26 protein-coding genes and 1 pseudogene are annotated in these 25,636 nt (G+C 72.1%); 12 read left to right on the forward strand and 15 right to left on the reverse strand.

Annotated elements, in window-relative coordinates:
- A pseudogene (locus KDL01_RS46780) lies at nucleotides 1-112 on the reverse strand (haloacid dehalogenase); the annotation flags it as partial.
- A 98-nt stretch (nucleotides 113-210) separates the two neighbouring features.
- On the opposite strand from KDL01_RS46780, the gene KDL01_RS14805 reads away from it, so the two are divergent.
- The 3 genes from KDL01_RS14805 (at nucleotide 211) to hisS (ending at nucleotide 3,469) form a co-directional block, all read left to right on the forward strand.
- The gene (locus KDL01_RS14805; RefSeq protein ID WP_212529059.1) at nucleotides 211-1,110 is read left to right on the forward strand and encodes an aminoglycoside phosphotransferase family protein; all 900 of its coding nucleotides are present in this window, start codon (nucleotides 211-213) and stop codon (nucleotides 1,108-1,110) included.
- Nucleotides 1,111-1,112: 2 nt separating this feature from the next.
- Nucleotides 1,113-1,526: a hypothetical protein gene (locus KDL01_RS14810; protein WP_212529060.1), complete on the forward strand. Its 414-nt coding sequence runs from the start codon at nucleotides 1,113-1,115 to the stop codon at nucleotides 1,524-1,526.
- A 620-nt stretch (nucleotides 1,527-2,146) separates the two neighbouring features.
- Nucleotides 2,147-3,469, forward strand: a complete 1,323-nt coding sequence (gene hisS, locus KDL01_RS14815; RefSeq protein ID WP_212529061.1) for a histidine--tRNA ligase — start codon at nucleotides 2,147-2,149, stop codon at nucleotides 3,467-3,469.
- A 9-nt stretch (nucleotides 3,470-3,478) separates the two neighbouring features.
- On the opposite strand, the gene KDL01_RS14820 is transcribed toward hisS, so the two are convergent.
- The 3 genes from KDL01_RS14820 to KDL01_RS14830 form a co-directional block, all read right to left on the reverse strand.
- Complete coding sequence (locus tag KDL01_RS14820) at nucleotides 3,479-3,892, reverse strand: YbhB/YbcL family Raf kinase inhibitor-like protein (RefSeq protein WP_212529062.1); 414 nt, start codon at nucleotides 3,890-3,892, stop codon at nucleotides 3,479-3,481.
- Between the two features lie 279 nt (nucleotides 3,893-4,171).
- The gene (locus KDL01_RS14825) at nucleotides 4,172-5,416 is read right to left on the reverse strand and encodes a hypothetical protein (protein WP_212529063.1); all 1,245 of its coding nucleotides are present in this window, start codon (nucleotides 5,414-5,416) and stop codon (nucleotides 4,172-4,174) included.
- On the reverse strand, nucleotides 5,413-5,916 hold the full coding sequence (locus tag KDL01_RS14830) for a SigE family RNA polymerase sigma factor (RefSeq protein WP_212529064.1): 504 nt from the start codon (nucleotides 5,914-5,916) through the stop codon (nucleotides 5,413-5,415). Before KDL01_RS14830 ends, KDL01_RS14825 begins: the two co-directional genes overlap by 4 nt.
- A 146-nt stretch (nucleotides 5,917-6,062) precedes the next feature.
- Here KDL01_RS14830 and KDL01_RS14835 point away from each other — a divergent pair, with 146 nt between their 5' ends.
- The 4 genes from KDL01_RS14835 (at nucleotide 6,063) to KDL01_RS14850 (ending at nucleotide 8,570) form a co-directional block, all read left to right on the forward strand.
- Entirely contained in the window at nucleotides 6,063-6,485 is a 423-nt protein-coding gene (locus KDL01_RS14835) for a hypothetical protein (protein WP_212529065.1), read from the forward strand.
- Between the two features lie 64 nt (nucleotides 6,486-6,549).
- Nucleotides 6,550-7,455 (forward strand): ABC transporter ATP-binding protein, encoded by a 906-nt coding sequence (locus KDL01_RS14840; protein WP_212529066.1) that lies wholly within the window; start codon nucleotides 6,550-6,552, stop codon nucleotides 7,453-7,455.
- Nucleotides 7,452-8,300, forward strand: a complete 849-nt coding sequence (locus KDL01_RS14845) for an ABC transporter permease (RefSeq protein ID WP_212529067.1) — start codon at nucleotides 7,452-7,454, stop codon at nucleotides 8,298-8,300. The genes KDL01_RS14840 and KDL01_RS14845 overlap by 4 nt, the downstream gene beginning before the upstream one ends.
- 30 nt (nucleotides 8,301-8,330) lie before the next feature.
- On the forward strand, nucleotides 8,331-8,570 hold the full coding sequence (locus KDL01_RS14850) for a helix-turn-helix transcriptional regulator (protein WP_246576451.1): 240 nt from the start codon (nucleotides 8,331-8,333) through the stop codon (nucleotides 8,568-8,570).
- A gap of 13 nt (nucleotides 8,571-8,583) precedes the next feature.
- Here KDL01_RS14850 and KDL01_RS14855 read toward each other — a convergent pair whose 3' ends face one another.
- The 4 genes from KDL01_RS14855 to KDL01_RS14870 all read right to left on the reverse strand — a co-directional run bounded on the left by KDL01_RS14855 (nucleotide 8,584) and on the right by KDL01_RS14870 (nucleotide 14,739).
- On the reverse strand, nucleotides 8,584-9,429 hold the full coding sequence (locus KDL01_RS14855; protein WP_212529068.1) for a class I SAM-dependent methyltransferase: 846 nt from the start codon (nucleotides 9,427-9,429) through the stop codon (nucleotides 8,584-8,586).
- 29 nt (nucleotides 9,430-9,458) lie between these two features.
- The gene (locus KDL01_RS14860; RefSeq protein ID WP_212529069.1) at nucleotides 9,459-13,049 is read right to left on the reverse strand and encodes an indolepyruvate ferredoxin oxidoreductase family protein; all 3,591 of its coding nucleotides are present in this window, start codon (nucleotides 13,047-13,049) and stop codon (nucleotides 9,459-9,461) included.
- A 166-nt stretch (nucleotides 13,050-13,215) separates the two neighbouring features.
- Nucleotides 13,216-14,016 carry a class I SAM-dependent methyltransferase gene (locus KDL01_RS14865; protein ID WP_212529070.1) on the reverse strand — a complete coding sequence of 267 codons (801 nt, stop codon included), beginning with the start codon at nucleotides 14,014-14,016 and terminating at the stop codon, nucleotides 13,216-13,218.
- A 90-nt stretch (nucleotides 14,017-14,106) separates the two neighbouring features.
- Nucleotides 14,107-14,739, reverse strand: a complete 633-nt coding sequence (locus KDL01_RS14870) for a gluconokinase (protein WP_307846338.1) — start codon at nucleotides 14,737-14,739, stop codon at nucleotides 14,107-14,109.
- A 224-nt stretch (nucleotides 14,740-14,963) separates the two neighbouring features.
- On the opposite strand from KDL01_RS14870, the gene KDL01_RS14875 reads away from it, so the two are divergent.
- A complete protein-coding gene (locus tag KDL01_RS14875) occupies nucleotides 14,964-16,010 on the forward strand; it encodes a glucose 1-dehydrogenase (protein ID WP_212529072.1) in 1,047 nt (348 codons plus the stop codon).
- Nucleotides 16,011-16,065: 55 nt separating this feature from the next.
- On the opposite strand, the gene KDL01_RS14880 is transcribed toward KDL01_RS14875, so the two are convergent.
- Together KDL01_RS14880 and KDL01_RS14885 are read right to left on the reverse strand one after the other, a co-directional pair.
- Nucleotides 16,066-16,662 carry a P-loop nucleotide/nucleoside kinase family protein gene (locus KDL01_RS14880; protein ID WP_212529073.1) on the reverse strand — a complete coding sequence of 199 codons (597 nt, stop codon included), beginning with the start codon at nucleotides 16,660-16,662 and terminating at the stop codon, nucleotides 16,066-16,068.
- Nucleotides 16,659-17,255, reverse strand: a complete 597-nt coding sequence (locus KDL01_RS14885; RefSeq protein ID WP_212529074.1) for a TetR/AcrR family transcriptional regulator — start codon at nucleotides 17,253-17,255, stop codon at nucleotides 16,659-16,661. The genes KDL01_RS14880 and KDL01_RS14885 overlap by 4 nt, the downstream gene beginning before the upstream one ends.
- Nucleotides 17,256-17,398: 143 nt before the next feature.
- On the opposite strand from KDL01_RS14885, the gene KDL01_RS14890 reads away from it, so the two are divergent.
- Together KDL01_RS14890 and KDL01_RS45240 are read left to right on the forward strand one after the other, a co-directional pair.
- Complete coding sequence (locus KDL01_RS14890; RefSeq protein ID WP_212529075.1) at nucleotides 17,399-18,436, forward strand: aldo/keto reductase; 1,038 nt, start codon at nucleotides 17,399-17,401, stop codon at nucleotides 18,434-18,436.
- 102 nt (nucleotides 18,437-18,538) lie between these two features.
- Nucleotides 18,539-19,852: a tetratricopeptide repeat protein gene (locus KDL01_RS45240; RefSeq protein WP_212529076.1), complete on the forward strand. Its 1,314-nt coding sequence runs from the start codon at nucleotides 18,539-18,541 to the stop codon at nucleotides 19,850-19,852.
- 67 nt (nucleotides 19,853-19,919) lie between these two features.
- Here KDL01_RS45240 and KDL01_RS14900 read toward each other — a convergent pair whose 3' ends face one another.
- Both KDL01_RS14900 and KDL01_RS14905 read right to left on the reverse strand, forming a co-directional pair.
- Complete coding sequence (locus tag KDL01_RS14900) at nucleotides 19,920-20,696, reverse strand: dioxygenase family protein (protein ID WP_212529077.1); 777 nt, start codon at nucleotides 20,694-20,696, stop codon at nucleotides 19,920-19,922.
- 19 nt (nucleotides 20,697-20,715) lie between these two features.
- Nucleotides 20,716-21,351: a GTP cyclohydrolase II gene (locus tag KDL01_RS14905; protein WP_212529078.1), complete on the reverse strand. Its 636-nt coding sequence runs from the start codon at nucleotides 21,349-21,351 to the stop codon at nucleotides 20,716-20,718.
- 55 nt (nucleotides 21,352-21,406) lie between these two features.
- Here KDL01_RS14905 and KDL01_RS14910 point away from each other — a divergent pair, with 55 nt between their 5' ends.
- Complete coding sequence (locus KDL01_RS14910; RefSeq protein WP_307846339.1) at nucleotides 21,407-21,952, forward strand: MarR family winged helix-turn-helix transcriptional regulator; 546 nt, start codon at nucleotides 21,407-21,409, stop codon at nucleotides 21,950-21,952.
- 9 nt (nucleotides 21,953-21,961) lie between these two features.
- On the opposite strand, the gene KDL01_RS14915 is transcribed toward KDL01_RS14910, so the two are convergent.
- Genes KDL01_RS14915 through KDL01_RS43335 form a run of 3 tightly spaced genes read right to left on the reverse strand, consistent with a single transcriptional unit; the run spans nucleotide 21,962 to nucleotide 24,554 of the window.
- A complete protein-coding gene (locus KDL01_RS14915; protein ID WP_212529079.1) occupies nucleotides 21,962-22,642 on the reverse strand; it encodes a class I SAM-dependent methyltransferase in 681 nt (226 codons plus the stop codon).
- Between the two features lie 44 nt (nucleotides 22,643-22,686).
- Entirely contained in the window at nucleotides 22,687-23,382 is a 696-nt protein-coding gene (locus KDL01_RS14920; RefSeq protein WP_307846340.1) for a response regulator, read from the reverse strand.
- Nucleotides 23,379-24,554: a sensor histidine kinase gene (locus tag KDL01_RS43335; RefSeq protein WP_212529080.1), complete on the reverse strand. Its 1,176-nt coding sequence runs from the start codon at nucleotides 24,552-24,554 to the stop codon at nucleotides 23,379-23,381. Before KDL01_RS43335 ends, KDL01_RS14920 begins: the two co-directional genes overlap by 4 nt.
- Before the next feature lie 141 nt (nucleotides 24,555-24,695).
- On the opposite strand from KDL01_RS43335, the gene KDL01_RS14930 reads away from it, so the two are divergent.
- On the forward strand, nucleotides 24,696-25,634 hold the full coding sequence (locus KDL01_RS14930; protein WP_212529081.1) for an ATP-binding cassette domain-containing protein: 939 nt from the start codon (nucleotides 24,696-24,698) through the stop codon (nucleotides 25,632-25,634).
- Nucleotides 25,635-25,636: the final 2 nt, after the last annotated feature.

Raw genomic sequence — 25,636 nt, forward strand, 5'->3', positions numbered from 1 at the left:
GCTCAACCCCCGTAGCCGCAAGAAACGCCGACGCATAAGCCTTGCGCCCCTGCCCGCCCGTATCCACGAGCGTGTGGTCGATGTCCCAGAGCACGAGCAGCGAAGTCGTCATGCATCGCATGATCGAGGAGTGTTCAGGCCCGGGCAAGTTCCCCCTGCTCGAGTTCCCTCGCGCCCCGAGCCCCACCTGCCCCAGTAAGGTGACTTCGTATGATCGGCTCCGAGCTTGAGATGACCGCGGATCTGGTCCGCGACGCGCTGCGGGAACAGCATCCGGACCTGGCCGAGCTGCCCATCCGCGAGGTGGCGGGCGGTTGGGGAAACCAGATGTGGCGCCTCGGGGACGACCTGGCCGTCCGGGTGCAGCGGATGGACACGAGCACCGATCCGCAGCTCAAGGAACGCCGCTGGCTGCCGCTGCTGGCCTCACGCCTGCCGCTTGCCATCCCGACCCCGGTGCGCAGCGGTACACCGTCCGAGCGCTTCCCCAAGATCTGGACGGTCATGACCTGGGTTCAAGGCACACCGATGGACCACACCCCGATCTCCCGCGGCGACCACGCGGCCGACGAACTGGCAGCCTTTCTCAAGGCTCTGCATGTGGAGGCCCCCGCCGACGCGCCGGTCGGCTCTGACTTCGGCACTCACCCCAGGGAGTCCACCCAGGGCTTCGAGCACTTCATGCGGGACGTGGACCTCGACGGCTTCGCCGAGGACGACGTCCGGGCCGTCTGGGACGACGCGGTGGCGGCCGTCGAGTGGCACAGGCCACGGGTATGGGTGCACGGTGACCTACACCCCGCGAACGTCGTCATCGCGGACGGCACACTGGCAGGCATCGTCGACTTCGGCGCAGTCTGCGCCGGCGACCCCGCGTGGGACCTCGCGGCCGCCTGGGTACTGCTCCCCGCAGGCGGCGCCGCACGGTTCTTCGACGGCTACGCCCAGGTAGACGACGCGACGATCCGCCGGGCCCGCGGTCTCGCCGCGATGAAGAGCCTGTTCCTGATGCTGATGGGCCAGAACGGCGACCGCGGCCTACCCGGCGGCAAGCCGAACTGGGGCCCCATAGGCCGGGCAGCTCTCGATCGTGTACTGAAGGACTTGTAAGCATGCTGCCGAAGGATTCGATCGCTGCGGAGTGTGCGCGGCGAGGACGGGCGGAAGTGGTCGCCGGCTGCGTGGCGCTGCTGGGTGGGCGGACGGTGGATGACGCGCTGGTACTGGCGCTCGGCGGTGCGCACGGGGCCGCAGTGCTCGACGGCGGACCGGAGACGCGATATTGGCTGCGGGTGTGGGCTGCGCGGGGGCTGCTGTGGGAGTGGAGCGCTGCGGCGGTGCCCGCGTTGGTCGCGGCGCTGGGGGATGAGCATTGGCGGGTGCGCGAGATGGCGGCCAAGGTGGTGGCTCGGCACCGGGTGGGGGCTGCGTTCGAGGCGGTGGAGGCGTTGCGCGCGGACGGGGTCGCCAGGGTCGCGGCGGCGGCTGAGCGCGCTGTCAGGGTGCTTGTCTCAGGCGGAGACTGACGGCGGATCCGGGCTCGGCCGGTGTGATATTTTCTCCCCCTGTTATCCGCGCGTGCCCGAGGGGGGCCTGTGTTTCTGTTCGTTGAGTTTCGCAGACGGACTTCCGCCTGGGTCGTGGAGACGGGCAGCTTCTTTTGCCTCTACTGCGAGGCCGATCGTGGATACGAGCTGCGGGAATATCGGACGGTGACCGACGTGATGTTCGTCATTCCGATCAACCGGGTGGGCGGAGCGTTTGTCCTGTGCGGCACCTGCGGCACTGCCTTCGATCCCGAGTGCCTGGACGAGTCGTCCACGGGAGACCTGCGCGAGCTCGAGGTGGATGTACCCGGTGAGGCGCTGGGGGCGCTGCGGCCCTTGGCACCTGCGCGGTCGTTGGATCAGTATCTCGGGCGTGATGGCGACGATGACGACAGCGGCGACGAGGTCAGGAGTGCCCCGAAGCCTCGGAGTGCGGTGTCACAGGGCCCTGCGCTAACGTCCACCGTACAGAAGTCCGCGGCCAGTCCCCGGAGCAGCTTGTCGGGGCGTACGCAGGGGCGACGGCACTAGTTCTCCACCCTGCCCGCCCGGGCTTAAAAGCGTTGGTGCGGAACGATGCCGTCTTGGATCATGTGCGCATGACCGAGCAGAAAATCGTCCGCCCCACGCCCGTCAGCGGTTTCCCCGAGTGGCTGCCCGAGGTGCGGATGGTCGAGCAGCATTGGCTCGACCCGATCCGCGCGGGCTTCGAAAGCTACGGCTTCTGCTCCATCGAGACCCCCTCGGTGGAGTCGCTCGACGTGCTCACGTCGAAGGGGGAGACCTCGCAGGAGGTCTACGCGCTGCGACGCCTTCAGGAGGATCCGCGCGACGGGTCGGATGCGAGGCTGGGGCTGCACTTCGACCTGACGGTCCCGTTCGCGCGGTACGTCGCCCAGCACTTCAACGAGCTGGTCTTCCCGTTCAAGCGCTACCAGATCCAGCGGGTCTGGCGCGGGGAGCGTCCGCAGGAGGGGCGGTTCCGGGAGTTCACGCAGTGCGACATCGACGTGATCAACGTCGACCGGGTTCCGCTGCACTTCGACGCCGAGATCCCGCGGGTCATCCACGGCGTCATGAGTGAGCTGGATCTGCCCGCGTGGACGCTCAACGTCAACAACCGCAAGGTCCTCGAGGGCTTCTACCGGGGCATCGGAGCCGAGGACCCGCTTGAGGTGATCCGGGCGGTGGACAAGCTCGACAAGATCGGGGCCGAGGGCGTCAGGGATCTGCTGGCGACGAAGGTCGGCCTGAGCGGCAGGCAGGCGGACGCCTGTATGGAGCTGGCGGGGCTGCGCGGAACGGGGCCGTCGATCGTGGAGGACATCGCCGGGCTCGGGGTGCGCTCGGACCTGTTGTCGCAGGGCCTGGATGAGCTGGCCTTCGTCATGGACTCGCTCGGTGATCTGCCTGCTGGAAGCGTGGTGGCGAACCTCTCGATCGCCCGCGGCCTGGACTACTACACGGGCTCCGTCTACGAGGGGAAGTTCACCGAGTGGCCGGACTTCGGCGCCATCTGTTCCGGCGGCCGGTACGAGAATCTCGCCGGCGCGTTCATCCGGCGCAGCCTGCCGGGCGTCGGGATGTCCATCGGCGTGACCCGGATCTTCTCCAAGCTGCTCGCCGAAGGCCTGCTGCCCACCGGGCCGTCGTGCCCGACCGACGTCCTCATGGTGCTGCCCGAGGACCGGGCTCGGGCGGCCGGCGCCGCGCAGTGCGCCGCCCGGCTGCGCGGTCGCGGCCTGAACGTCGAGCTCTACCACCAGCCGGACAAGGTGGCCAAGCAGGTGCGCTACGCGGCGCGCAAGGGCATCGCGTACGTCTGGTTCCCGCCGCTGAGCGACGATCGGGGGCACGAGGTCAAGAATCTGGCCACGGGTGAACAGACGGTCGCCGATCCGGAGACCTGGCGCATCGGCTGAGGCGGGCGCCTACTCGGCGTAGATCCCCGACAGGCTGCCGATGCCGAGCGCGTGCGCGGCGAGCTGCCCCGGGTCCACGCCGTAGCTCGCGCCGATCTTCGGCGGGTGCCACGAGTTCGGCTCCGCGTAGAGCGTCCACTGGTACTGGTCCGTGTTGCCCGTGCCCGGGCACATCGGCAGATAGCCCTGTATCTCGAGGCCGCCCGCATTGCTGCCCGCGGCCATGCTCGTGACGTCGGGCTTGATGTTCAACACGATCCAGTGCAGCACCGACCCGGTGTTGTCGTACACGTACAGCGCGATCCATCCCGTCCCTGGCGGCACGGCGCTCCAGGCGAGCGGGGGCGAGACGGCGCCGTTCGTCGCGTCGCACGTGTACGCCTTCGGAATCACGCCGTTCTGCTGGAAGGCCGTGCTGGTCAACGTGATCGACGCCGCGGCATGCTTCGCCGGTGTCGCCGATGGGCTCGAGGCGGCCGACTTCGGCGAGCTCGAACACGAGGCGAGCGTGACCAGTCCAAGTCCGAGAATTGCAGTGGTACCGCAGCGAGCTTTCCATGATCGCATCGTTATTATCCTCTCCAGCGCAAAGCGTAGGAGAGTCCGGGCCTCAGGGAAAGGTGCTCCGCCCGGCCACCGCCGGCGATCGCGGCGTGAGACCGGGCGGAGTGCGCCCCGCGCGGGCGCGGCACCGCAGGCGGATCAGCCTCCGAAGACGGCGACCGTCTGGAGGGCTTTGCCCTGCGCGTCGTAGGTCGTGTACGAGCCGGGGTTCTCTCCCGCGGGGATCGCGGCGCTCCAGAACGTCATGCCCAGCTTGGAGACCACCGTGAGGGGAACCGTCTCCGTCGAGTTCAGGAGGGTCAGCTTCACGCTCGCCACCGCGGGGTCGGCGTACCCGTAGACGACCTGCGCGGAGCCGGGTGACGTCCACCCGGCGGCCTGCTCGTTCGACGTCGGGGTGGTGCTGGAAAAACAGCCCTCGGACTCGTCGGTACCGCCGTGCTCGAAGTCGGCGCACATACCGATCACGTTCTCGGTCACCCGCAGCGTGTACGGCGTGCCCTCGAAGGTGCCGGAGAACGTCACGCTGCCCTCGGGCGGCAGCGGCAGGCCGGCTTGATGCCAGGTCACGTCCAGCATGTACGGCGCGGCGTCCGTGTCGTTGTACGGGACCGAGTACGCGATCAGATCTCCGTGCACCGAGTACACGGAGATCCGGGCGACGTCGTACCCTGCCGCTCCGGCGAAGGCGACGAGGTGGCTGCCGTTCTCGACGACGACGGGGTAGGTGGCCGTCTTGCCGTCGGTGTACTCGATGACGACGCTTCCGGCGTCGGACGGCACCTCGCCGGCCTCGACGTAATAGTGCCCGGACGGGGCCGGCGAATTCTCGTTCTGGTAGTTCCAGGACGAGAGCGCCTTCAGGGGGAGGCTGTCGCCGGGGGCCGCCGGGCGCTGGCTCTTGGTCTGGACCAGCGGATCTCCCATGCTTCCCGCGGGTCCCACGGCGACCTGATAGCCGGACGAGTCCCAGATCTGGGCCGGGTCGGTCAGGGCCGCGTGCCACGCCAAGCCGTCGATCGTGCCCGAGCCCGCCAGGCCGTGCGCCGCGTCGTACGCGGCCGAGTTCACGGTGATCGAGTGCTTCACGGCGGGAGTGGCGGGTGCGGTGGGTGCGGCGGACTTGGCGGTCGACGCCGGCGCGACCGTGCCCTGCGCTCCGCCGAAGGCCCCTGATGCCACCAGGCCCAGGGACACGCCGGCCGCGCCGAGGACCGCCAAGGTGCCGCCCGCCGCCTGCCGGCGTCGGCGGATCCGGCGTCCCGAGACGATGATCAGCTCGGTGGGGGACCGGCCCGAGACGATCGCGGCCAACTCCTGTGCGAACCCCTCGCGCAGGAACTCCTCCTCGCGCGGGTCGACGCCCGTGTCCCTCGTCGTCACCTCACTCCTCCTTCCAGCAGATGCGGACTGGTGCGCAGCCGGTCTATCGCGCGCGACGTCTGGCTCTTGACGGTGCCCACGCTCACTCCCATCACCTCGGCCGTCTGGGCCTCGCTCAGGTCGGCGAAATAGCGCAGCAGGAGCACCGCCCGCTGCTTGGGCGGCAACTCGTTCACCGCCGCCATCAGCATCATGCGACTCTCGACGTGCTCGGCCGCGTCGGGCTGGCCCGCCTCGGGCACGAACTCCGTCTGCACCTCCGCCACCCGGCGCTTGCGGAACCCGCCCCGGTAGGTGTTGCACAGGATGCTGTACAGGTAGGCATCCTGATTGTCCGCGCGGCTGACCCGGCCCCAGGAGGCGTAGACCTTGGCGAGCGTGGCCTGGGCCAGGTCCTCCGCCGCGTTCCGGTCGGCGCTGAGCCCGTAGGCCATCCTGAGCAGGCCGGGCCAGCGGATCGCGACGAACTCGCGGAAGCGTTCTTCCTCTGCGGCCTTCACGCAGCTCCCCTCCGGTTCCCGATCTCTCGTTCCACCGGTAAGAGCACCGAGCGTACGGAAAAGGTTGAGATGCGGCAGCTGCGGGTTCGGGGCGGGGGGATCAGGGCTTCGACCCGTCCCAGCCGTTCCGACTCTATGCTGGCTGCATGGCCGAATCGACACGGCTGCCGTTGCGGACGAGGCGGATCCTTGAGCGGGTCCTGGCCGAACCGGGCGCCGAGTGGACCACTTCAAGCCTGCGCGCTCTGCCCGATGCGCCCTATCGCGCCGTCGATCAGGCCATTGAGATCATGGTCGAGTCGGGTGTTGCCACGGCCGAGTCGACGGGGCGGACGGTGCGGGTGCATCTGGACCACGGCAGCCCGAGCGTTCCGGAGTATCGGTGCCGTCTGACGGGTGACGGGCCGCGGGCTCTTGGGTTGATGCTCGAAGCGTCGAGGTCTTATCGGGGTGTGATCGCGTCGTTCCTGCTCGAGGGCGGGGACGCGGCGGCCGTTGAGTGGCGGCGGCTGCGTGAGCGGAACGCGGCGGTTCCGGGCTTCTGGCGGCGGCACCTTCCCGGCCGTTGACCGGCTGCCACAAACCTGCCGCAGGGCTCTTACGAAATGTAGTACTTCTGCTATCGTTCGATGTATGGATTGTGTGCTCGATGTCTGCGATCTGCGGATGCGGTACGGCAAAGTCGATGTGCTGACAGGGGTCAGCTTCACGGCGCGGCGCGGCGAGGTGCTCGTGCTGCTCGGGCCGAACGGCGCGGGCAAGACCACCACGATCGAGGTGCTCGAGGGGTTCCGGCTGCGGTCGGCCGGCCGGGTCAGCGTGCTCGGGAGCGATCCGGCGCACGGCGGGGAGGCGTGGCGCGCCCGGATCGGGGTGGTGCTGCAGTCCTGGCGCGACCACGGGCGCTGGCAGGTCCGTGAGCTGCTCGCGCACCTGGGCCGCTACTACGCGCCGTACTCCACGCCGGGCCTGACCCGCCCCTGGGACGTGGACGACCTGCTCGAGACCGTAGGGCTGACCGAGCAGGCCGGTAAACGGGCACGGCACCTCTCCGGCGGGCAGCGCCGCCGGCTGGACGTGGCGATCGGCATCGTGGGGCGGCCCGAGCTGCTGTTCCTCGACGAGCCGACGGCCGGGTTCGATCCGGAGGCCAGAGGCGAGTTCCACGACCTCGTGCACCGGCTCTCCGATCTGGAGGAGGTCACGATCCTGCTCACCACGCACGACCTGGACGAGGCGGAACGGCTGGCCGACCGCATCCTGATCCTGGCCGGCGGCACGATCATCGCGGACGGCTCGGCCGACGAGCTCTCGCGGGCGGCCTCGACCCGGTCCGAGGTGCGCTGGAGCCGGGACGGGCAGCGGTTCGTGCACGCGGCCGAGGACGCGACCGCCTTTGTCAGGGACCTGTTCCGGCAGTACGGCGAGTCGGTGCAGGACCTGGAGGTGCGCCGGGCCAGTCTGGAGGAGACCTACATGGCGATGGTCCGCGAGGCGGAGGCGGGCGCGGCGCGCCGGCCGTTGGGAGTGGTCACGTGAATCCCACACTGGTGGCGGTGCGCGCGGGGCTCGCGCGCGGCTGGATCGAGTTCAGGCAGACCGTGACCACGCCGGGCGAGCTGATCTCGTTCGTGATGATGACCGGTGGCTTCCTCACCGCGATAGTCCTCAACCGGCAGGCGCGCGTGCCGGGGACCGAGTTCTCGCTGGGCACGACGATGCTGGTCAGCGTCCTGAGCCTGGACGTCGGGCTGTACGGGGTGCAGTTCATGGCCGACCGGCTCGTGGCCGACCGAGAGGACGGCACGCTGTTGCGGGCCAAGGCCATCCCGAACGGCATGGTCGGCTACCTGGTCGGCAAGGCCGTCAACATCTCCGCGCAGATCGTGAGCGCGGTCGCGGTCACGCTGCTGGCCGGCGCGTTCCTGGTCACCGGCCTGAGGACGGATGAGCCGGGCAGCTGGCTGACGCTGGCCTGGGTGCTCGTGCTCGGGCTGCTCGCCACGGTGCCGCTCGGCGCGGTGCTCGGGTCGCTGTTCCCGAACACACGCGCCACCGCGCTGATCCTGTTGACGCTCGGCGCGCTGACCGCGATCTCCGGCATCTTCTACCCGGTCTCCAACCTGCCGACGGTCCTGCGGTGGACCGGACAGGTCTTCCCGCTGTACTGGCTGGGGCTCGGAATGCGCTCGGCGCTGCTGCCGCATGCGATGGCGGCGGCCGAGGTCGGCGGCTCCTGGCGGCACCTGGCCACCTTCGGCGTGCTCTCGGCGTGGTCGATCGCAGGGCTCGCACTGGCTCCGGTCATGCTGCGCCGGATGGCCCGCCGCGAGTCCGGATCGAGTGTCGCGGCCCGGCGTGAGAAGGCGATGCTGCGGTTATGATCGTCCCGCCGGTACGCGACGAGGGAAGACATGAACGAGGCCATCTACAACCGGATCGCCATGCTGCGGGCCGAGCGCGGGATCAGCCGGCGTGAGCTGGCCGACGCGCTCGGCGTGCACTACCAGACGATCGGCTACCTGGAGCGCGGCGAGTACAGCCCCAGCCTGCACCTGGCGTTGCGCATCTCCGCGCACTTCGAGGTGCCGGTCGAGGTGATCTTCTCCACCGATCCGTTCCCGAGGCTGGGCGCCGCCGCGACGAGGGCGTAGTCCCGAAAGCGGTTCAGCGAGCGCAGACGGGCCCGGGAGACGTGCAGCGGTACAGGCCCACGCTCTTCGGGTCGCGCCAGGTGCCGCCGCGCGCGGCGAGTTCGCGGGTGGCCTGGCCGGTGAGCCAGGCGTGGACGCGGCGGAACAGCTCCGGGTCGTCGGCGGCCTGCTGCGCGACGGACAGCGTCATGACGTAGTCGACGATCGGCCCGGGGTCGGTGAAGACGAGGGCGCTGGTCAGGACGGCCTCCTCGACCACCGGGAAGACGGCGCGCAGTTGCTCGGCGGCGTTGCCCGCGTTGAAGGGGCGGGCCGTGTCGGGGCTGTGTTCGAGGCCGAATTCCGTGGCCAGTGCGTCTTCGAGGTCGGCGAGGCCGGGGGTGTTGCGGACGCCGTTGGTGACGGCGAGGACGACGCCGCCGGGGACGACGACGCGGGCGAAGGAGCGCAGGGCGGCCGGGACGTCGGGGACGTGGTAGAGCATGTGCCGGGCCGAGAGCGCGGAGAACTCGCCGTCGGCGAAGGGGAGTGCGTCGGCCAGGCCTTGGAACCACTCGAGGGGATCGGCGTCCGAAGACCCAGTAGCCTGCGACCGCTCAGCCGCTTCGGCGACCATGGCGCGGGACTGGTCAAGGCCCGCGAGTCGGCCGCGGTGGCCCTGGGCGCGCAGGTGGCGCAGGAACGCCCCGGGGCCGCAGCCGACGTCGAGCAGAGCCTCGTCGCCGGTCAGCCCGAGCACGTTCGTGCACGCCTGGTCGAGGTCGAGCGGCTGCTCGGTGTAGCGCTGGTGCGTCTCGACGCGGATCCTTAGCAGGTCGGTGGTCTGGTACTGCTGCTGGACGTCTTCGAGTTGCATCATCGCTCCCTGATCCGTGCCGGGCGGCCAGTCTAGGAGAGATCACCCGCCCGCGCCTCGAGTTCGGATATCAGCTCCCGGCGACGATCCTGGTACCTGGCGACGTTGGCGAGCTTGATCTCCTCGTAGCCGCGGATCAGGTCGGGCAGCTCGGCGAGTTCGAGCACGATCTTGCGGGTGGTCTCGCCGTCGTCCGTGTTCTTGAGCGCGTCCAGCACCGTGGTGCGGTACTCCTCCGGCAGGTCCCGCTCGACCCGGCGCACCTTGGCATAGCCGAACGGGTCCAGCCGGGTGCCGCGCAGCGCCCGCAGGGCGTGCAGGGCACGGAACGCGGGGGCGGCGGTGCGCTTGAGGGCGATCTTGCGCTTGAGGCCGAGTGCGCGCAGGACCGGCGGGTGCAGGCGGAAGGCCACCTGCGCGCCCTGACCGAACGCGCCCTCGACCTGCGCGCGCAGTTCGGGGCTCAGAGACAGGCGGGCGACTTCGTACTCGTCCTTGTAGGCCATCAGCTTGTGCAGGTTGCGCGCGACGGCTTCGGTGACCTGCGTCCGGCCGCCCTCCACCCGCCGCACCTCCTCGACGAACTCGACGTACGTCTGCGCGTAGCGGGGGTTCTGATAGGCCACCAGCTCCGGTACCCGGATGCCGAGGACACGGGCGAGTTCCGAGCCCTCGTCGGCGTCGACCACGGCGAGCAGCCGGGCGAGCTCGCGCTCGGCCCGGGGGTCGCGCGGGGCGGCGGAGACGGGCGCGGGGGCGGCGAGCGCGTCGAGTTCGGCCTGCAGGGCCTCGGGATCGGCGACGAGCTGGCGGCCGCGGCGGAAGGCCTGGGTGTTGCGCTGCACGGCGATGCCGTTGAGCGCGATGGCCTCCTCGATCGCCTCGGCCGGGAGCGGGATCGCGCCGGACTGGTACGCGGCGCCGAGCTGCACCAGGTTCGCCTGCTGGGTGTCGTCGAACAACGCCTCGGCCAGGCCCTGCGCGTCGAGGTAGAGCGAGTGCGCGCTGGCCGTGTCGATGCTCGAGCGGATCGTGCCGGGGGCCGGGAAGCGGGTGGCCGGGTCGGAGATCATCCGGCCGGTGGGCACCTGCGCGGTGGAGACCACCGAGGTGGTGCGGTCGGCCGAGGCCGCCGCGAGCCACTTCTCGTCCGCGGCCACGAGCTGGTCGCAGGCCAGGTACAGGTCGCACTGGCCGGCCGCGAGCTTCGCCGCCTGCTCCAGCGGATCACGGGTGATCTTCACGTCGGAGACCACCGCGCCGCCCTTCTGGGCCAGGCCGGTCTGGTCCAGCACGCGCACGTGCGCCTGTTCGACCACGGCCGCCGCGGCCAGGATCTGGGCGACCGTGACCACGCCGGTGCCGCCGATCCCGGTGATCCGCACGCTGTAGCCGCCCGGCGCGTCAAGGCCGCGTCCGCCCGGCCGTGCGGCGGGCTCGGGCAGCACCTCGGCGGCGAGCTCGGCCGCGACCCGCCGCGGGCTGCGCGGGGCCGCCACCACGTTCAGGAACGAGGGGCAGTCGCCCTCGACGCAGGAGTAGTCGAGGTTGCACGAGGACTGGTCGATCCGCGTCTTGCGGCCGAACTCGGTCTCCACCGGGCGCACCGAGAGGCAGTTGGACTTGGTGCCGCAGTCGTTGCAGCCCTCGCACACCCGCTCGTTGATCAGCACCCTGGTCTGCGGCGCGGCGGCCTGGCCGCGGCGGCGCGAGCGGCGCTTCTCGGTGGCGCACTCCTGGTCGTGGATCAGGACCGTGACACCGGGGACGGCGGCGAGCTCGCGCTGCACGTCGATCAGGTCGGCGCGGTCGCGCACCTGCACGCCGCGCGGCAGGTCGAGCCGGGCCACGCGCCGCGGCTCGTCGCTGGTGATCACGACCTGCGCGGCGCCCTCCACCAGCAGCAGCGCGACGATCCGCTCCAGCGGGAGGACGCCCACGGCCTGCTGGCCGCCGGTCATCGCCACGACGGAGTTGTGCAGCAGCTTGAAGGTGATGTTCACGCCCGCGGCCACCGCGGCCCGCACGGCCAGGCTGCCGGAGTGCATGAACGTGCCGTCGCCGATGTTCTGCACGAAGTGGCCGTGCTCGGAGAACGGCGACATGCCGATCCACTGCGCGCCCTCGCCGCCCATCTGGGTCAGCCCGACGATGGCGCCGACCTGCTCGGGGCGCATCAGCACGGTCATGGTGTGGCAGCCGATGCCCGCGCCCACCACCGTGCCCTCGGGCACCTTGGTGGAGGCGTTGTGCGGGCAGCCGGAGCAGAAGTGGGGGGTGCGTGGGAGCAGCGGCAGCGCGATCGGGCCGCGCCGCTGGGCCGGGACGTTCGCGTGCAGCGCGAGCCAGGCCTCGACCGGCGCGATCGGCGCCTGTGCCCGGCCGCCGAGCACCCGGGCGAGGCCGGCCGCGACGGCGTCCGGGTCGAGCTCGCCGGGGGTGGCGAACAGGGTCCGGCCCTGCGCGTCGTGCTTGCCGTAGACGGCGGGGGCGTCCGGCAGGCCGTAGAGGATGTCCTTGACCGCGGTCTCGACGAAGGCCCGCTTCTCCTCGACCACGATGATCTCGCCGAGCCCGCGGGCGAACTCCCGCACGATCGAGGGCTCCACCGGGTGGATCGCGCCGAGCTTCAGGATCCTGATGCCGTGCCGGGCCAGCGCGGACTCGTCGAGGCCGAGCCGGCCGAGCGCCTGGCGCAGGTCCAGGTACGGCTTGCCGGAGGCGATGATCCCGATCCGGTCGTGCTCGCCCGCCGTGCGCGCCACGATCCGGTTCACCCCGCTGGCCCGCAGGTAGTGCAGCGCCAGCGGCTGACGGACCGTGAAGAAGCTGCGCTCGAGCTCGGTCAGGCTGGCGCCGAGCAGCACGCCGCTGGGCTTGTGCGCGTAGGGCCTGGCGCCGTCGTAGTCCGCCTCGAGCGTCGGCGGCTGCCACAGTCCGTGTACACGCGCGGTGCCCGCCGCGTCCGCGACGTTGGTGACGATCTTCAGTGCGGTCCACAGCCCGCTCGCCCGGGACAGCTCGATCGCGTGCGGCGCGAGGTCGAGCACGTCCTGCGGGTCGGCCGGGTAGAACACCGGCAGGCCCAGATCGGCCAGCTCCGACTCCGAGGCCGAGGGCACCGAGGAGGACTTGGCCGCCGGGTCGTCGCCCACCAGGGCGAGCGCGCCGCCGCGCGGGTGGGTGCCGGCGAAGTTGGCGTGCCGCAACGCGTCGGTGGCCCGGTCAAGGCCCGGCGCCTTGCCGTACCAGACCCCGAGCACGCCGTCCGCGCGTACCGCACCGGCGTTGAAGGCGAGTTGAGTGCCCATCACCGAGGTGGCGGCTATCTCCTCGTTCAGGCCCGGCCGGTGCACGATGCCGTAGCGCTCCAGCAGTTTCCCGCGCCGGCCCAGCTCCAGGTCGAATCCGGCCAGCGGGGAACCCTCGTAGCCGGAGACGAAGGCGGCGGTGTTCGCGCCGGCGTCGCGGTCGTGCCGGATCCGGTCGCACACCAGGCGTACCAGTGCGTGGATTCCGGACAGGTAGACGGTGCCGTCGCCGAGCTCGTACCGGTCGTCAAGACTCAGTCGAGGGCGCGATCCGGGCGTCCGGGCCTGGGCCCGCTCGCTGGTCAGTGTCACGGCGTTTCCTCACCGGAGGGAGTGCGGGCAGGCCGGGAGGCCCAGGGTCTCGGTGTTCGGCGGGGGGCCGAACCCGAGCAGCGTAGCAACCCGGATCACACCGTAACCAGACGGTCTCACCGGTATCGGTCAGGTCGGGGCGACGGCCGCCGGCCCCGCCCCCGCGCTACCGCGGCAGGGCGCTGATCAGCACGAGCGAGCCCTGGTAGTCCTCCTGGGCGCGCAGCGGACCGTACGCCTCGTCCCAGGCCCCGGACTCGAGCTCGGCCCGCAGATGCCCGGTGTAACGTGCGCTGACTTCGGGTTCGACGAAGCTCCAGGCCGAGCAGGCCTTGCGCGCGGCCGGATCCAACAGCATCTCCGGGCGGGCGTAGTAGGCCTCGTTGAACCCGTCCGTGCACGCGCGGGGGATCGGCACGTTCGTCACCTCGGCGCGGCCGCCGAGGATGCGGGTGATCTCCTCGATCCGCGGGTAGCGGCGGGCCTCGGTGTCCAGCACGAGCGGGGCGTAGCGGTAGAGCCAGAAATCGCGCACCAGGTCCGGGTCGCAGGTCAGCACCAGTACCGGGCCGCGGGTGACGCGGCGCATCTCGCGCAGGCCCTGCTCCATCTCGCTCCACTGGTGCACGCTGAAGGTGGTCATCGCCGCGTCGAAGGCGCCGTCGGCGAACGGCAGGTCCTCGGCCACCGCGTCGATCGCCGGGGCCAGGTGCGCCGGGCGCTGGGCGCGCATGGCCGCGGACGGCTCGACCGGGGTGACCTCGAACCCGCTCGACTCGTAGGATCCGGCCCCGGCGCCGACGTTGAGCACGGTGCGGGCGCCGGCCAGGGACTGCTCGATCAGGGCCGCGATGCGGGCCTCCGGACGGCGGAAATCCCGGTACCCCGGGCCGATGGCGCCGTAGTCGGCGTCCCCGGCGCTGCCGTCCGAGCTGCGGGCGGGGGGAGTCCCGGGAAGCGTGCTCATCAGGGTCCTTTCACTCACCGACTCGATCTTCTCGAGCCTACTGCAGCCGCGGGACGGGACGGCGGGGCAGGTCGGAGTGCGGACGGCTGCTCAGAACCCTGAGTCCGCGGGTTGCTCGGCGCCGGGGGCGAGGAACTGCTCGAGGTGGGCGACCCGCAGCACGGCGTCCACGGTCTGCGCGGCCGTCGGCATGGACTTGACCTGATACACGCCCTCGTCCGGGATGGGGCGTTCCAGGATGGCGAGCTGGCTGGCGAGCATGTCGGCCGCGAACATGTGGCCCTCGCGGGCCAGCATCCGGGTGCGCAGCCGCTCCGAGGGGACCACCAGGTAGACCAGGCGCACCTGCGGCCGCCCGTCGCGCAGCACGTCCCGGTAGACCCGCTTGAGCGCGGAGCAGGCGACCACGCAGGCTTGGCCCGCCACGCCCTCGTCGTCGATCCAGGTGCCGATCTGGGCCAGCCAGGGGCTGCGGTCGGCGTCGCTGAGGGGCTTGAGGGCCGTCATCTTGGCGATGTTCTCGGGGGAGTGGAAGCGGTCGCCGTCGGCGAAGATCCAGCCGAGGCGCCGGGCCAGCAGCGCGCCCACGGTGGTCTTGCCGCTGCCGGACACGCCGATCAGCACCACGGCCGGCGGCGCGTCGGGCGGCCGCGGCGGCGGCTCGGGCGGCTGCGGCGTCGCGGGCGGCGTCGCGTCGTCGTTCCCCAGGGGTCCCAGGCTCACCCTTCCAGGCTCACACGGACCGGCCGCTCGGGCCCGCCCGGGGCCGGGGCCCACAGGTGTGACGCGGCGCGAATGGAGCACCCGTCTACCCGAACAGACCATCACGCGCTCCCGCGGCGCGACGGGTCCGGTTGCCCGCGCCGCGCCGCGGCGCCGATCCTGGCCATGGAACCCGCGCACAAACCCGCGCACGGCCAAGCCGTCCGACTGGAAGGTCGATCCGCATGCTCGCGCTCACCGTGAAGCCGCGTACGCCCGGCTCGCTCGCCGTGCTCGAAGTTCCCGACCCCGAGCCCGGGCCGGGCGAACTGCTGGTCGAAGGGGTCGCACTGGGGGTGTGCGGGACCGACGTCGAGATCTCCCTGGGCGACTACGGCACCGCCCCGGACGGCCGCGAACGCCTCGTGCTCGGGCACGAGTCGCTCGGCCGGGTGCGCACGGCGCCCGAGGGCAGCGGGTTCGCGGCCGGGGACCTGGTGGTCGGGGTGGTGCGGCGGCCCGACCCGGAGCCGTGCCCGGCCTGCGCGCACGGCGAGTTCGACATGTGCCGCAACAACCGCTACACCGAGCGCGGAATCGAGGCCAGGGACGGCTTCGGCTCGCAGCTGTGGAGCATCGAGACCGACTACGCGGTGAAGCTGAGCCCCTCGCTCTCGACCGTCGGGGTGCTGATGGAGCCGACCACGGTGGTGGCCAAGGCGTGGGAGCAGATCGACAAGATCAACACCCGGTCCTGGCAGGACCCGAAGCGGGTGCTGGTCACCGGCGCCGGCCCGATCGGGCTGCTGGCCGCGCTGCTCGGCGCCCAGCGCGGGCTGCAGGTGCACGTGCTCGACCGGTCCACGACCGGGGTCAAGCCGCGCATGGTCTCCGCGCTCGGCGGCGAGTACCACCACGGCGACCTGGACGAGGTGGCCAAGCAGGTCCAGCCGGACATCGTGATCGAGGCCACCGGCTCGCCCGAGGTGGCCATCGGCGTGGTCAACCTGGTCAGCCCGGCCGGAATCGTGTGCATGACCAGCGTCACGCCGGTCGGGCACATGGTCGAGGTGGACGCCGGGACGCTCAACCGCGAGCTCGTGCTGGAGAACCGGGTGGTGTTCGGCTCGGTCAACGCCAACCTGCGCCACTACCGGGCCGCGGCCGAGGCGCTGGCCGAGGCGGACACCACCTGGCTCGAGCAGCTGATCACCCGGCGCGTCCCGCTGGCCAAGGCCGCGGACGCGTTCGAGCGCGGCGCGGACGACATCAAGGTGGTCATCGACCTCTGATCCGGCGGGAACGCGGCACGGGCGCGGCACGAAAGCGGGACGAGCGCGGAACGAATCAGCCCTCGACGGCGGCCACGGCGTCGAGGGCGCGCTTGAGCATCTCCTCAGGGCCCTGGTTCGCCGAGTCCAGCAGCAGGTGCGGCTCGGTCCACGGCTCCCAGCGGCCCTTCATCCGCAGCACATGCTCCCACGGGACCGTCGGCTTCCAACCGGGGATGCCGCGGTCGCGGCCCTCGACCCGGGACCGGTGCAGCGTTTCGTCGGAGCAGACGCACTCGATGCCGACGAAGCGGGCGCCGAGCCTGGCCGCGACGGCCTGATGGCGGGCGCGGACCTCGGCCTCGCAGGCGGCCACGTCCAGGATCGCGTCGAGACCGAGTTGGAGCTGGCGGGCCATCGAGGCGGCGATCATCAGCTCGGCGATCGGTTTGACGTTCTCGTTCGTCAGGACCCGGGCCGGCATGAGTGCGCCGAGCTGCCAGTCCATGGAGAACACCGGCACCCGCAGGGCCCGGGCCAGGCCCTCGGCCAGCGTGCTCTTGCCCGCCCCCGGCACCCCGGCGACCAGGATCGCCAGCCCCGTGCCCGCGTCGGGCAGTGGGCTCAGCCGTGCATAGGCGGTGAGCCAGGGCTCGTAGTCGATGTCCGTCATGGATCGACGTTAGCCGGACGCAGCCCGTCCAGGGCGGCCCGCAGGATCGGGCCGGTGTAGCGCGCGTCGCCGTGGATGCCGGTGATGGCGATGACCATGTCGAGGATCTGTTCCAGGCTCAGCTCCGCGCGCACCTCGTGGGTTTGCTGGGCGGCGGCCAGCAGCGGCCGGCCGGCCGCCAGCACCCGGGAGCGGTTGTCGTTGAACAGCGGGCTGTCGTGGTCCACCTGTGCGAGCAGTTCCTGGGCGATGTGGTGCTTGCCCGCGGAGAAGGCCAGGAAGCGCCCGAGCCAGGCGGTGAACGCCGCGCCCGGGGACGCCGCGGCGGCCGCCTCGTCCTCGGCCGCCGCGCACACGGTCTCGACCTGCTCGGCGTACAGGGCCTCGAGCAGCTCGCGGCGGCCGGGGAAGTTGCGGTAGAGGGTGGCCATGCCGACCCCGGCCCGGCGGGCGATCTCGGCCATCGAGCTGTGCGGCGCCTCGGCCAGCGCGGCCCGCGCGGCGGTGAGGATCGTGTCCCGGTTGCGCGCGGCGTCCACGCGCTTGGCGGGCGGCCGCGCGCGGCTCGGCTCCTGGTCGGGGGCGTGTTCCATGACCGGCTTCCTAAGTGGAGAGGCTATCCGCTACAGTGAAGTGGACAGGTTATCCGCTTCGGGGTCCATCCTAGCGGACCGCTCGGATCTTCGGACCCCGCAGGCCGCCGCGCTCTCGTACGCGGCGAGGTCAGGAGCTCACCATGCAGTACCGCCCGTTGGGACGCACCGGCATCTCGGTCAGCCAGCTGTGTCTGGGTTCGATGATGCTCGGCGCCTTCGGCAACCCCGACCACGAGGACGGGGTGAAGATCATCCACCGCGCGCTGGACGCCGGGATCAACTTCCTCGACACCGCCGACTTCTACTCCGGCGGCGAGTCGGAGCAGATCGTGGGCAAGGCGCTGGCCGGCGGCCGGCGCGAGAACGTGGTGCTGGCGAGCAAGGGCGGGCTGCCCTTCGGCGCCGACCCCAACGAGCGCGGGACCTCGCGCCGCTGGATCACCCGGGCCGTCGAGGGCTCGCTGCGGCGGCTCGGCACCGACTGGATCGACCTCTACCAGATCCACCGGCTCGACCCGAGCGTCGACATCGACGAGACCCTGGGCGTGCTCAGCGACCTGGTGCACGCGGGCAAGATCCGCGCGTTCGGCGCCTCCACCGTCTCCGGGTCCGAGATCGTCGAGGCGCAGTGGGCCGCCGAGCGGCGCGGCCGCGAGCGCTTCCGCACCGAGCAGCCCCCTTACTCGCTGCTGACCCGCGCGGTGGAGTACGACGTGCTGCCCACCTGCCTGCGCCACGGCCTCGGCGTGCTCGTCTACAGCCCGCTCTCCGGCGGCTGGCTCACCGGCCGCTACCGCAAGGGCCTCGAGATCGCCGGACCCGGCTCGGCCGTGCGGGCCCAGCGCTTCAGCGCGGCCTACGACGTCTCCGACCCGGCCAACGCGGCCAAGTTCGAGGCCGCCGACGCCCTCGGCGCGCTCGCCGAGGAGACCGGCCTGACGCTGATTCAGCTGGCCATCGCGTTCGTGGTGCGCCACCCCGCGGTCACCTCCGCGATCGTGGGCCCGCGCACCATGGATCACCTCGAGTCCTACCTCACCGCCGACGGGGTGGAGCTGTCCGAGGACGTGCTCGACCGCATCGACGCGATCGTGCCGCCCGGCCACACCGTCAACGTGGCCGACAACAGCTGGGCCAACTCGACCACCGCGCTGACCCCGGCCGCCCGGCGGCGCTGACCGCCGAGCGCCGCATCCGCCGCACCCGTCCGCACCGCCGTGCCGGGCGGGACGGCGGGGGCGACGTTTGCGTGTCAGGACTCGGGGTTATCGGTGGTAGTCGTGGAGAACGCCGCCGAGCTCGATCGGCGCGCCCGCCTGTATGACGGCTGGATCGCGCCGCACCACATCGACGTGCTGATCGAGCATGGACACGTCCGTGAAGTGCAACGTCTCGCCGAGGAGGGCGACTGGTACTGCGCTCGCGCCATCGCCGCACGTCACGCCGCCCGGGGCCGGCACGAGGACGCGCTCGCGCTGCTCACCCCGTTCGCCGACACCGGGTGGTGGTACGCCGTGGAGTCGATCGCGGAGCTGCTCGCGGACAGCGGGCGGGCGGACGAGGCGATCGAACTGGCCGTCGGACACGCCGAATCCGGGGACCGGGCGGCTGTAAATTACGCGGCCGAACTGCTCGCCAGGGACGGCCGGGTGGACGAGGCCTTCGCCCTGCTGCGCCCCCGGATCCGGCACTGGTGCCACGCCCAGGCGCTGGTGCGCATCAGTGACGGTCTCGGCCGGGACGAGCAGGTGCTCGAGGAGCTCCGCGAGTTCGCCGCGGCGGCCCCGCCGCGCGAACGCTGGCGCGCGGCCCAGCTGCGCGCCACCGTGCTCGAGCGCTCCGGCCGGGTCGACGACGCCGTGGCCGCGCTGCAGCAGCAGGTCCACGTGCAGCACGTGACCTTCGTGAACATCGTCGAGCACCTCGCCGACCTGCTCGCCCGGCACGGCCGGCACGAGGAACTGCGGGCCCTGATCGACGGGCACGGGGGCGATCAGGCCGCCTACCGGCTGGCCGGCCACCTCGAGCAGGCCGGCGACGTGGACGGCGCGATGGAGCTGCTCGAACCGCTGGCCGCGAGCGGGCGCCCGAACCCCTCCGTACTGCTGGCCGAGCTGCTGGTGCGGGCCGGGCGCGCGGACGAGGCACTCAGCGTGCTGCGACGCGCGCTGGTGGGCGGCGAGGAGGACTGGCTGCTGCACACCTGGGCCGAGTTGATGGCCGCCTCGGGCCGCACGGAGGAGGCCCTGACCGTGCTGGACGAACTGGCCGACGGGCCGTTCGGGATGACCTGGGAGCTGTTCGAGCAGCGCCTCGGCCTGCTCGCGGCCGGCGGGCGGATCGGGCAGGCGGTGCAGGAACTGCGTGAGCACCCGCGCTCCGGCGAGTGGTACGCGACCTGGCGCCTGTCCGAACTGCTGGCCGCAGACGGCCGGGACGAGGAGGCGCTCGAGGTGCTGGAGTCGGGCCCCGACCACTCCATGAGCACCGACCTGCGCGCCCGGCTGCTGATCGGCCGCGGCCGGGCCGAGGAGGCGGTGGCGATGCTGCGCCGGCCCAGGTTCCCGCCGCCCGAGCCCGACCTGTGGGGCTGAGCGCCGCGCCGCCGGCGCTGCCCGAGCGGCAGCGCCGGGCGCCGCGCCGGGCGGGTCGGCGGGCTGCTCAGCCGAACTGGATGGAGCGCTTGGACAGGCCCATCCACGTGCCCTCGATCACCTGCTGCGGCTTGGCGATCTCGTCCAGCGCGGTGCCGAGGGTGACGGCGAGCGGGACGAAGTGCTCCTCGCGCGGGTGGGCGAACTTCGCGGCCGGGGCCTTGCGGCGGAAGTCCAGGATCGCGTCCACGTCCCCTGATTCCAGCGCGGCCCTGCCCCAGGCGTCGAACTCGGCCAGCGGGCGCGGGGCCACGCCGTTCGGGTTCAGCGCGCGCAGGTTGTGCGTGAACGAGCCGGAGCTGACGATCAGGTAGCCCTCGTCGCGCAGCGGGGCGAGCTTGCGGCCGATCTCCAGCAGCGCCTGCGGATCCAGGGTCGGCATCGAGATCTGCAGCACCGGCACGTCGGCGCGCGGATACAGCTCGAGCAGCGGGATGAACGCGCCGTGGTCGAGCCCGCGGTCCGGCAGGTCGTGCACCGGCATCCCGGGGCCGCGCAGCAGTTTGCGCACCCGCTCGGCCAGCTCCGGCGCGCCGGGCGCCGGGTACTTCAGCCGGTAGTACTCGTCCGGGAAGCCCCAGAAATCGTAGATCAGCGGCCTGACGTCGGTGGCGCCGATCGCCAGCGGAGCCTGCTCCCAGTGCGCCGAGACCATCAGCACGGCCTTGGGCCGGGGCAGCCGCTCACCCCAGTCGGCCAGCTGCCGGGTCCACTCGGCGTCCTCGAGCAGGGTCGGGCCGCCGTGGCTCAGGAAGACGGTGGGCATGCGCTCGGTCGAGGTCATCGCGGTCGTCTCCTTCAGCTCAGACCAGCGAAGCCAGGTCGAGGCTGTGGTGGGTGAGGGTGGCCTTGGCCAGCAGGTAGCCGAGGTTGTGCGCGGTCGCGTGCACGCCCGTGCTCACCTGCTCGCGCACGTCGATGCCGTGGGTGAGCAGCTGGCGGGACTTGTCCGGGTTGTTGGAGAGCAGGTCGATCCGCTCGGCGCCGAGGGCGGCCAGCATCTGCGCGGCGGCGGTGTAGTCGCGGGCGTCCTCGGGCAGGCCCAGCGCGGCGTTGGCGGCGTAGGTGTCAAGGCCCTGATCCTGGAGCGCGTACGCGTCGAGCTTCTGGTACAGCCCGATGCCGCGGCCCTCCTGGCGCAGGTAGAGCAGGTAGCCGCCGCGCTCGGAGATCCGCTCGACCGCCTCGCGCAGCTGCGGCCCGCAGTCGCAGCGGGCCGAGCCGAGTACGTCCCCGGTCAGGCACTCGGAGTGCAGCCGGACCAGCGGCACCCGGCCCGGCGCGAGCGAGCCGAGCCCGACGGCCACGTGCTCGCGCCCGTCCACCAGCCCCTCGAAGGTGACCAGCTCCGACGCCGCGACGAACCCGTCGCCGAAGCGCAGCGGCACCTGTACGCGGGTGCGCACGGTGGCGGCCGGGAGGTTCAAATTTGAACTCATGCGTTCCAGAATACGCTTGCGTTCAAATTTGAACAACCCCTGCTAGGCTGGATCCGTGACCGAGCAAGCCGTGACCGAGCAAGCCGTGACCGAGCAAGCCGTGACCGAGGACGCCGTGGCCGGACGCAGCGAGCCGTCCCGGGAGCCGAAGTGGCTGGACACGCACGAGATGCGCGCCTGGCAGTCCTTCCTGGCCGCCGGCGCGCTGGTCGGGCGCCGGGTGGAGCAGCAGCTCAAGGAGCAGGGCCTGTCCCACCTGCAGTACGAGGTGCTGGTGCGGCTGTCCGCGGCCGAGGCCGGGGAGATGCGCATGGCCGAGCTGGCCGAGTCGATCTACACGTCCAAGAGCGGCCTGACCTACCAGATCGGCCAACTGGAGAAGTCCGGCCTGGTGCGCCGGCGCAACTGCGCGATCGTGCACGGGGTGTTCGCGTGCCTGACCGACGCCGGGCGGGCCAAGCTCGCCGAGGCCGCCCCCGGCCACCTCGCGACGGTCCGGGCCTACCTCGTCGACGTGCTCGACGATACGCAGCTCGGGCAGGTCGCCGACGCCCTCGAGAAGGTGGCCGACCAGGCCACCGACGCCGACTGGCGGGTGTGAGGCGCCGGCCTAGGCCGCGCGCACCTGGGTGACCCGCCACAGCCGCCGCGGCAGTTCGCCCTCCTCGAACGCCTCCACCTCAGGGTGCTGCCAGCCCCGGGCGAGGTCGTCCACGAGCTCGCGGGAGAAGAAGTGCACGGCGAAGCCGCCGTGCTCGTAGACGTCCTCGCCGAGCGCGACGCCCGCGCCGTAGTGCTCGTCTCCGGTGTGGCGCACGGTGTAGACGAACAGTCCGCCCGGACGCAGGACCCTGCGGACCTCGTCCACCACCGCGCGGATCTCGTCCGTGGTCAAGGCCATGCACAGCAGCATGTGCGCGTATACGGCATCGAATTCGCCGTCCGGGTAGGGCAGCTTGTCCCGGGCGTCGTGCTCGACCGCGGCCACCGCGTCGGCCAGACCCTCGGCCTGGGCCGCGCGCACCAGCTGGGCCAGGGCCTCGCGGCTGTAGTCGATCGCGTCCACCGAGAGGCCGGCTCGGGCGAAGCCGAGCGCGTCGCGGCCGTGGCCCGCGCCGAGTTCCAGCACCCGGCGGGCCCCGGCCTGCTCGAACGCGGCCAGTGCCGCGACCGCGGCCGCGGACGGCAAAGCGCCGTACACGCCCGGGTGCTGTTCGTAGGTCGCCTGCCAGTGGCGCTGCTGCCGTGCGCCGATCTCGTCGTCCTGCCGCACCCGCACCTGCTCCGACATGCCGTGATCCCTGCCTGTCCTCGCGCTCTTCGCGGCCGGGGCGGTCACCGCGCCGCGCGCGGCACCACCAGACCCGACTCGTATGCCAAGACTACGGCTTGGGTCCGATCGCGCAGCCCGAGCTTGGCCAGCATTCGGCTGACATGGGTCTTGACGGTCTGCTCGGTCACCACCAGACGATCGGCGATCTCCTGGTTCGACAGGCCCTCGGCCACCTGCCGCAGCACCTGCGCCTCACGCGGCGTGAGCAGGGCCAACGCCGCGGCCTCGGCCGGATCGGCGGCGGGTGCGGGCCGGTGCGCGGCGAACTGCGTGATCAGCCGCCGGGTCACCGCGGGGGCCAACAGCGCGTCGCCCGCGGCCACCACCCGAACGGCGTCGAACAGCCGCTCCGCGGTCACGTCCTTGAGCAGGAAACCGGACGCGCCCGCGCGCAGCGCCCGGTAGACGTACTCGTCGAGGTCGAAGGTGGTCAGGATCAGCACCCGCGGGCCCCCGTCGGCGAGCCGCCGGGTCGCCTCGATCCCGTCCAGCACCGGCATCCGGATGTCCATCAGCACCACGTCGGGACGCGTCCGCTCGCACACCCGCACCGCCTCGGCGCCGTCCCCGGCCGTGCCCACCACGCTCAGGTCCGGCTGCGAGGCGAGCAGCGCGGCGAAGCCGTCCCGCACGATCTGCTGGTCGTCCGCCACCACGACCCGCACCACGGCGTCCTCGGCGGCGTCCTCGGCGTTCACACCGTCTCCCGCGGCTTGGCCGGAAGCGCCGCCTCGACCGAGAACCCGCCGCCGGACGTGCCGCCCGCGGCGAGCACACCGCCCACGGCGGCGGCCCGCTCGCGCATCCCGGCCAGGCCGTGCCCCGCGCTCGAGGGGCCCTCGGCGCCGTACGGCAGGCCGGGACCGTTGTCGCGTATCCGCACCCGCAGCTCCCCGTCGTCATAGCAGAGTTCGACGTCGACCGCGGCGCCCGGCGCGTGCCGCCGCGCGTTGGTCAACGCCTCCTGGATGATCCGGTAGGCGGCCAGCTCCACGCCCGGATCCAGCGGCACCGGCCGGCCGCTCAGCAGCAGCCGCGTCGCGCTGCCCGACGCCTCGCGCGCCTCGTCGATCAGCTCGGTGACGTGGCCGAGCCCGGGCTGCGGGCGCAGCGGCGCGGTCTCGGCGTCCGGCCACTGGTCGTCCTTGAGCACGCCGAGCAGCCGCCGCATCTCGGTCAGCGCGGCCCGCGCGGTCTCGCCGATCGCCTGGAACCGCTTGGCCCCGGCCTCGGGCAGCCCGGGCGTGGTCAGCCGCGCGGTCTCGGCCTGCACCGAGACCATCGAGATGTGATGCGCGACGATGTCGTGCAGCTCGCGCGCGATCCTGGCCCGCTCGCCGCGCTTGGTGTGCTCGAGCAGCCGCTCCTCGAAGTCGGCCCGCCGCGCACTGCCCTCCTCGACCTGCGCACGCAGCCGTCGGGACACGCCGACCTGGGCCGCCGCCGGCACGAGCACCGCGGTCAGCAATGTCAGCACACTGCTCTCCGAGGATCCGGGCCGCGGCCCGGCCAGTGCCGCGATCAGGAACGGCAGCGCCAGCGCGAGCACCAGCAGCGGCGGACCGTGCCGGCCGGCCCGGTACCCGGCCGCCATCCCGGCGATCAGGCCACTGATGGTCAGGCTGTGGAACGCGACCAGCGAGAGCAGGCTCATCACCAGGATCAGCGCGGCCACCGTGGCCGGGCCCGGCAGCGCCAGCGGGACCGCGGTGAGCGTCGCGACCGCGCACAGCCCGAGCGCGCCGGACGCGCTGCGCGTGGTGACCGGCGCCATCCGCAGCCGCATCAGCGACTCGGCGAACGCGCCGAGCACCAGCAGCGCGGTGGCCACGGGCAGCAGGTGCTCGCGCGGCTCGGCGTCGGTGGTCACCGGCCCATTGTGCCGGTACCCGAGCGCGCGGGCGTCCCTCTCGGGAGTGACCTCGGACCCCGACGGCTACCGGGAAGGCAGGGCGGGGATGGCTCCTAGGAGTGACGACCCCGGTCCGCCCGCCCCCTAGCGTCTGGCGGTATGGAAGCCACCATCGAAGTCAGCGGGGCGCGCAAGCGGTTCGGCCAGACGCTCGCGCTCGACGGTCTCACCTTCTCGGTCCGGCCCGGCGAGGTCACCGGGTTCCTCGGCCCCAACGGCGCCGGCAAATCCACCACGATGCGCGCGATCCTCGGTCTGGACGCGCTGGACGAGGGCACGGCCCTGGTCGGGGGCCGCCGCTACCCGAGCCTGACCCGGCCGCTCGGCCACGTCGGTTCGCTCCTCGACGCCGGCGCGCTCCAGCCCAGCCGCTCCGCCCGCAACCACCTGCTCTGGCTCGCCCACTCCCAGGGCCTCGGCGCCGCGCGGGTGGACGCGGTACTCGCCCTGGTCGGCCTGGACTCCGCGGCGCGGCGGCACGCGGGCGGCTTCTCGCTCGGCATGCGCCAGCGGCTCGGCATCGCCGCGGCCATGCTCGCCGACCCCCCGATCCTGCTCCTGGACGAACCCTTCAACGGCCTCGACCCGGACGGCTTCGTGTGGATGCGCGGATTCCTGCGCTCACTCGCCGCCGAGGGCCGCGCGGTGCTCGTCTCCAGCCACCTGATGAGCGAGCTCGAGGGGAGCGCGACGCACGTGGTGGTCATCGGCCGCGGCCGACTGGTCACCGAGGCCACCGTGGCCGAGCTGATCGCGCGGGCCTCGAACGGCTGGGTGGCGCTGCGCACCTCGGCCAGGGAGCAGGCGATGGCGGTGCTGGCCGGCGCGGGCGCCACGGTCGCGGTGACCGGGCCGGACGCGCTGACCGTGCAGGGCATGTCCGGCGAGCAGGTCGCCCAGGCGCTCGGAGCCGCGGCCGTGCCCTTCGCCGAGCTCTCCCCACATCGGGCCAGCCTGGAGGAGGCGTACATGGAACTGACCCGCGAAGCGGTCGAGTACCGCGCGCAGGGTGTGTCGGCGCCGACGGCGGGGGAGTGACG

Source organism: Actinospica durhamensis (assembly GCF_018139695.1).
Lineage (GTDB): Bacteria > Actinomycetota > Actinomycetes > Streptomycetales > Catenulisporaceae > Actinospica > Actinospica durhamensis.